Here is a 7,106-nt window from a genome sequence, read left to right as displayed (position 1 = left end):
TACAGTTATTATTGTTCTAAAACTACTTTTTACCACCTACAGTAACTAGTTGTTTTGCTCTTTCTCATTTATATGCTATTCTACACAAGTCTTTACTTTTTATTTTCATTTTTTAAAAATTATTACTTAAACATTTTTTGGTCTCTATTTAAATAAAAAAACTTAGAAAACCTATCAAATCAGGCTTTCTAAGTGTAATTCAATCCTATTCCCACTCAATCGTCGCTGGTGGCTTACTCGTAATGTCATACAGCACGCGGTTGATGTGTGGTACTTCGTTTACTAAACGAACTGATACCTTTTCTAGTACGTCCCATGGGATACGTGCCCAGTCAGATGTCATACCGTCTATAGAGGTAACTGCACGGATACCGATTGCGTAATCGTAGGTTCTTGCGTCACCCATTACACCAACGCTACGGATATCAGGAAGTACAGTGAAGTATTGCCAGATATCGCGATCTAGACCTGCTTTAGCAATTTCTTCGCGTAGGATTGCATCCGACTCACGTACGATTGCTAGTTTTTCTTCTGTTACTTCTCCTAGAACTCGGATAGCTAGTCCAGGACCAGGGAATGGTTGGCGCCATACGATTTCATCAGCTAAACCTAGCTCTGAGCCTAATGCACGAACCTCATCTTTGAATAAAGTTTTTAAAGGCTCGATTAGTTTGAACTGCATATCCTCTGGAAGTCCACCAACGTTATGGTGAGATTTAATTGTTTGAGCGGTAGCTGTTCCACTTTCGATAATGTCTGTGTATAGTGTCCCTTGTGCAAGGAAGTCCATGCCTTCTAGCTTGGATGCTTCATCATCGAACACATAAATAAATTCGTTACCAATAATTTTACGTTTTTTCTCTGGATCAGAAACTCCAGCTAATTTATTCATAAAACGCTCACGCGCATCTATTTTTATAACGTTCATATTGAAGCCCTCAGAGAAGGTTTTCATTACACCTTCTGCTTCATCTTTACGAAGTAGATTATGGTCTACGAACATACAAGTAAGCTGGTCACCAATTGCTTTATGGATTAAAACTGCAACTACTGAGGAATCTACTCCACCACTTAGCGCACATAGAACTTTCTTGTCCCCAACTGTTTCACGAATTTTTTCGATTTCCATTTCAATGAAACTTTCCATTGACCAATCGCCTTTTGACTTACAAACGTCAAATACGAATTGGCGAAGTAGCTCTAGCCCATATACAGAGTGACGTACTTCTGGGTGGAATTGTACCGCATATAAGCCTTTTTCAACATTTGCCATTGCAGCAACATCACAAGACGGACTTGTCGCAATCACTTCAAAGCCTTCTGGTGCAGCAGTTACGTGATCTCCGTGACTCATCCAAACTACATGCTTAGAAGGAAGGTCGCCAAATAATGCTGTCGGATTCTTAATGTCAATCTCAGCTCTACCGTATTCTCTTGAAAAAGCCTTTTCTACTTTTCCGCCAAATTGATAAGCCATTAACTGCATACCATAGCAAATTCCCAGAATAGGTATATTCAAATCATAGATTGCTTCATCAATATGAAAAGCATTCGTATCATATACAGAGTTAGGTCCACCTGAAAAAATGATACCAGTGGCGTTCATTTTTTTAATATCCTCGGCAGTTACAGTATGGGGATGTAATTCACTATACACTCCAAACTCACGAATCCGACGAGTGATTAACTGATTGTACTGACTGCCGAAATCTAGAACGACAATTTTTTCTTGTTCTTTCAACAATGGAGTTGAAGACATATGCATTCCACCTCTTCTATATATATTTATCCCAATCCGTTAAACCCAATACGTATTAAAAAAACGCGTGCGAAAGTTCCTCTTTCTACGCGTTTTTGCTTTCTACATTAAAAGGTGAATGCAGATGTCCTTAAAAAAGACATGACTGCATTCACCTTCATAGTCAAGTTATTAACGGTAACTTGGTAGAAACATCCGAACCATATTATCGGACATATACGAGGGCAACTTGGTCAAATTTAATTTGACTTCAGTTTACAGGTTGTTGAGGGTAAAATCAACCGCTTATACGATTGATTAAATATTCCCAACTTTCTCTAATCGACGCATAATTAAGTTCCTTTTTATTGTTCCCATAAAAGCCCTGTTGATACACCTTGGTTAGATCAGTCATATGGTTGGTACCGATATCCTTGTCCACTTTTTTAGCAAAGTCCAATAAGGTTTGCCCTTGCTCTCTCCGCATTCCATGGAGACTTAGCTGCTGTAGAAGTTGATGATACATTTTCTCGAAAGAGTTCCAATCCTTCTTACGCATTCTACCCACTGGTATTAATACCTTAGGTAACCACTTTCCACGACGGCTATAAGCAAACAGGCTTATGATCCCAAGAATTATAAGACCCCAAATGATAGCTGCCTTTCTTTCCAAGATCCATTCTAAAGTATCTTGAAGGAAGGTCGTTAAGCTAAAGGAAACATCTTCATCATTTTTTCCTGTTGCAGCTTGCTCCTCTTGTTTCTCCTCCTGCTGTTCTGGAGTCTGAGGTTCATCAGTCTGTGACTCTATATCGTATATAACATTGGCACTTGAGGAAAAGCCAATGGTTGGCTCAAATGTTATCCATCCCACTTTTGGAAAATAAGCCTCTACCCACGAGTGTGCATTATTATTCGTAACCTCATAAACACTTCCAAGACCTTCTACATTCGCTCGTTCTCCAGGAGCAAACCCTTTAACCCATCGTGCAGGGATATCAAGGGAGCGAAGAAGGACAACCATGGAAGTTGAAAAGTTATCACAATAGCCTACCTTCGTTTCAAATAAAAACTGATCTACATAATCGGTGTCGCCCCTTGGAACCGCAGCCATCGTTTGATTGTAGCTAAAGTTATTTCCTCTGAAATAGCGTTCAATATTAAGTGCCTTATCATAGAGACTTATCCGATCTTCCGTAATGCTGACGGCAAGCTCCTTTACTCTCTCTGGTAGTGTGTCAGGCAGCTGTAAATATCGCTGCAATTCAGCAGGTACCAAACTTAAATCTTCTACAGAGGTTTCCCGCATCGCTTTAAGACTATAACTAGGCTCACTAAATGTCACATTGTAATCCCATAGAACAGAATTACTGCTATTAAGAACAGAAATTTTTTGGGTTAGTGGATTACTTGTAAACAAAGCTTCTTCATTCGTTTGTATGCTTTTCATACCATAAGGCTGAAGAATTAATGGAAATTCTTGCGCCAACATTATATTAGCTTCCTCCGTATATTCTTCTGCTCCGGGTGGGAAATCCGTTTCAAATAGTTCTCCACTCCCAAAGCTTAGTAAAGGTGTCTCTTCCTCGGATTGTACCCAACCTTTAGAGGTATAAGTATCTTTGGTTTCAACTTTCCAGTATTGCGGGGTATCTGTCTTTGCCCAAAAAACAGGCGTATCATCACTTTGGAAGGCTCCTCCCAGCTGTTCATCATTTTCTCCATAGCCAACCCTCTTCACACCATTTACACTAGTTCCATTCCCTTCACGCTCATCCACTTCAAGTGTTGAGGTAGTGAAAAAAGGGACGGGATCGGGCCATATAGGACCTGCTTTTGGCATTGCATAAGCCGTTATACCACTGATCATTACTAACCCAATTAAGCTAGTAATAGAAGCTGTGACAAAGGTTCCTTTAATGGAGACTTGATTTTCTTTTAATAATTTTTGAATATAGAGTAACCCCATAATAATAAACCCAGATATTAAAGTAATGACTATAGAATTTTTAGCATTGTATGGACTGAATGTATCTAAAATAGTTATAAATAAAACGGTCAGTATGATAAACAATAAAAGTGACTTTCTAATGGTGATCCAGTAATTTAGTAAATAGGTAGTCATCCAAAGTAGGACAAAAAACAAAAAGGTCCGAAACGGGTCTGTTATTGCTCCCCATTCCTGGCTAAAAATAGAGACAATATTGTGCTGGAGCTCTTGGCTTAAATAACTCAATGAATCTCTTGAAAAAAAAGAATAATCCGTGTAGATATAAACAATAGTCCAGCTGATAAACACTAGCTTTATCGGTATCGTAAACTTCCAGTTAAGCTTTATAAAGTAAAAAAAGAAGGATACAGACAGATATATGACAAACAATGACAAGTGGTCGGTATTAGTCAATTCCATAACCGGCTTCAACCATTCTACTATTAAAAAACAGGTGAACGTATAAATTAGGAAGGAAATGATTCCTTGTAAGTAGTTATCTTTCATGAACGATTCACCTCCATAAACGCTTGGGCAAAACGGTCCTTTGTAATATTATGAGCGTCTACTCCTCTACTTTTCGCGTATTGGTACAGTGCAGTTTCATTTTTATTTGGTTTCTCGTTTTTGTTTTTTACGACAAAGCACCTACATAAACGTAGGTTCCCTGCGTTACGGTTTATCCCATCAATCCACTCATGTGTTAGCTCACTTGTTATATATAATAACGAAGTTGCTTGAGCTAATGCTGGCTCCTGAGATATGACTTGGTCAATAGGCTTGTTTAAATCAGGTTGCACTTTCGTTAGATGATATAAGACTTGATGTAGCTGGGTCTCATTCTCTACATTTGGCAAGAAGAAACGATCTTCTCCAAGAGATAAAAAAGCACTGCTCGCTTGATGGCGAACAATGGCCTGCATAATAGAGGCAGATAAATCTACGACGTCCTCAAACATAGGAGTCAACGTTCGATCGATTAAGATGAACAAATCCTGAGATTGACGATCTTCAAATTCCTTAGTTTTAAGAGTTTGGGTACGGGCAAATGACTTCCAATGTATCCAAGAAACTCGGTCTCCAGGCTGATAGGAACGTACCCCTGTTGCCATCGTCGTATCTTTCATCACCTGAATTCTTGATGCAGCTGCTCCCTGATCGTATCTAGTTTCCATTGGAATATAAATCATATCCGTTAGATTCGGAAAGACTAGTAAGGTTTTTGGATTCGAAATAAAAATACTTTTTTTCATCCATCCAAACAGATCGCTTACTTCAATTGTTGTCCCCTCTAATACATGCTCACCGCGTGGCATATGTTCTATTTCATACGTCCAGGTAAACTCTTTTTTTATTCCCCAAAAAACAAGCTGTCTCCTTGACCCTGTGTGCCTCAGAGAAGGTCCGACCCTTTCCTCAAACCACACAAACAACAGAGGAAAACGATTATTTCTTGTCACCCTGACCGTGGCAGAAAATCTTCCCCCGCTATACACTTTTCGTGTTTCAATTATCCTCTCTGCTTCTATCTTAGAGAGTGGGTAAAAAAACAGTAGAATTGAGTATATAGAGAGAGGAACAATGAGGTAAAAAAGAAACCAACTGACGAAGCCCCCCTGAAACATTGCATACACAAATGCCACCACCAAGAGAAGAAGGATACCAATAAAACCTTTATACTTCTTTAATCCTTCTGCCCGCTGAATCATCCGTGTACCTTCCTCTTTATAGGGACAGGAGTTCGTTTAACAATACGGGAAAGTACTTCCTCAGAAGAAATACCATCATACCTTGCCTCAGGACGAAGAATAACACGGTGCCCAAAAACAAATGGTAATAAATATTGAATATCATCTGGAATCACGTAATCTCGGCCCTGTAGTAAGGCATAGGCCTGAGAGGCACGCATCAATGCAATGGATGCTCGAGGGCTCACTCCAAGATAAACATAAGTATCTACTCGTGTTCTATTAGCTAAATCCACAATATATCCCTTCATTGTCAAATCTACGCTAACATTTTTTACTTGTTCCTGCAGGTGAATAAGCTCTTCAAGAGAAACTACTGGCTGGAGGCTATCAATAGGAGATGCATGCTCTAATCTATTTAATACTTCAATTTCTTCATGTTGATTAGGGTAGCCCATCTTTAATCTCAATAAAAATCTGTCTAGCTGAGCCTCAGGTAAAGGGTATGTACCCTCATGCTCAATTGGATTTTGGGTAGCCATGACAAAAAATGGCTTTGGAAGCGGCATTGTAATGCCATCAATTGTAACGGAAGCTTCCTCCATACCTTCTAGTAACGCTGACTGTGTTTTCGGGGACGTACGGTTGATCTCATCTGCTAACACAATGTTCCCTAGAATAGGTCCTGGTCGAAACTCAAATTCCATTTCCTTGGGATTATATATGGAGACTCCTAATACGTCGGATGGTAATAAGTCAGGAGTAAATTGAATTCTTTTAAAATCTGCCCCGATAGATTTAGCTAGCGCACGAACCATCATGGTTTTTCCCACTCCAGGAACATCCTCGAGCAATACATGTCCATCTGCCAAAAGGGATACAACTGCTAATTCTGCAATGTCTTTCTTCCCTATCATTACTTTTTCTATATTAGAAATAATTGCTTCTATCTGTAATTTTTCATTCATCTGCTTTCCCCCAAAATTATCATTAAATGATTAGTTAGAAAATTTTTATAATACAGTATAAGCATAACCAAAAAAGGAAGATAAAACAATTTAAATTACTTTTTCAGTAGCCTCAAAATATCTGATCAAAACAAAAAGCATGGAGTCTCTATGATAAGAGATTCCATGCTTTTATTTATTTCCAGAAGTCGTCAAAAATTGTTATCGGTAATTGTCGTTTGTGTTCAGAACGATCATAGAAGCCAACGATTTTCTCTTCTATTTCTGGAGACACATTCTTACCTTCTAGGTAATCATCAATATCATCGTAGCTCACCCCAAGTGCAACCTCATCCGGTAAAGCTGGGCGATCTTCCTCAAGGTCGGCTGTCGGAACTTTAGTGTATAGATGCTGAGGAGCACCTAAATGCTTTAGTAATTGCTTCCCTTGTCTTTTATTGAGACGGAAAATTGGAGTTAAGTCTACTCCACCATCACCATATTTAGTATAAAAACCAGTGACAGCTTCAGCAGCATGATCAGTACCTAGCACAACACCATTATATGTCGCTGCTATAGAATACTGAGCCTCCATACGCTCTCTCGCCTTCTCGTTCCCTTTAGCAAAATCACTGAGGGTGATACCAGCTTCCTTCAATGCACGGTCACTTGCGTCTACTGCTTCCTTAATATTAATGGTTACACGTTTGCTTGGCTGAATAAAGTTCAATGCATCCTGACGA

General features: G+C 39.2%; 5 protein-coding genes and 1 riboswitch. All 5 genes read right to left on the bottom strand.

The features are described 5' to 3' along the window. Positions 1 to 205 precede the first annotated feature (205 nt). Complete coding sequence (gene guaA, locus AC06OU_RS09455) at positions 206 to 1,759, bottom strand: glutamine-hydrolyzing GMP synthase (RefSeq protein WP_475855415.1); 1,554 nt, start codon at positions 1,757 to 1,759, stop codon at positions 206 to 208. Positions 1,760 to 1,899: 140 nt separating this feature from the next. After that, positions 1,900 to 2,001: riboswitch (purine riboswitch) on the bottom strand. 35 nt (positions 2,002 to 2,036) lie between these two features. Further along, the gene (locus tag AC06OU_RS09450; protein ID WP_475855411.1) at positions 2,037 to 4,235 is read right to left on the bottom strand and encodes a transglutaminase-like domain-containing protein; all 2,199 of its coding nucleotides are present in this window, start codon (positions 4,233 to 4,235) and stop codon (positions 2,037 to 2,039) included. Beyond that, positions 4,232 to 5,044, bottom strand: coding sequence for a DUF58 domain-containing protein (locus tag AC06OU_RS09445; RefSeq protein WP_475855410.1), 813 nt, complete (start codon positions 5,042 to 5,044; stop codon positions 4,232 to 4,234). The genes AC06OU_RS09450 and AC06OU_RS09445 overlap by 4 nt, the downstream gene beginning before the upstream one ends. A 389-nt stretch (positions 5,045 to 5,433) precedes the next feature. Continuing rightward, positions 5,434 to 6,384 carry an AAA family ATPase gene (locus AC06OU_RS09440; RefSeq protein WP_475855409.1) on the bottom strand — a complete coding sequence of 317 codons (951 nt, stop codon included), beginning with the start codon at positions 6,382 to 6,384 and terminating at the stop codon, positions 5,434 to 5,436. Between the two features lie 175 nt (positions 6,385 to 6,559). Then, a partial coding sequence (gene nadE / locus AC06OU_RS09435; protein ID WP_475855407.1) for an ammonia-dependent NAD(+) synthetase occupies positions 6,560 to 7,106 on the bottom strand: 547 nt, incomplete at its 5' end.

It is taken from the genome of Psychrobacillus sp., from assembly GCF_056205495.1.
Note: the sequence above shows the minus strand (reverse complement) of the source record. Positions and strands in the feature narration are given on the sequence as shown.

What these genes read in the sequence shown, in the direction of transcription:
- AC06OU_RS09450 (WP_475855411.1), bottom strand. Translation starts at nt 4,235, where the DNA reads ATGAAAGATAACTACTTACAAGGAATCATTTCCTTCCTAATTTATACG.
- guaA (WP_475855415.1), bottom strand. Translation starts at nt 1,759, where the DNA reads ATGTCTTCAACTCCATTGTTGAAAGAACAAGAAAAAATTGTCGTTCTA.
- AC06OU_RS09440 (WP_475855409.1), bottom strand. Translation starts at nt 6,384, where the DNA reads ATGAATGAAAAATTACAGATAGAAGCAATTATTTCTAATATAGAAAAA.
- AC06OU_RS09445 (WP_475855410.1), bottom strand. Translation starts at nt 5,044, where the DNA reads ATGCCACGCGGTGAGCATGTATTAGAGGGGACAACAATTGAAGTAAGC.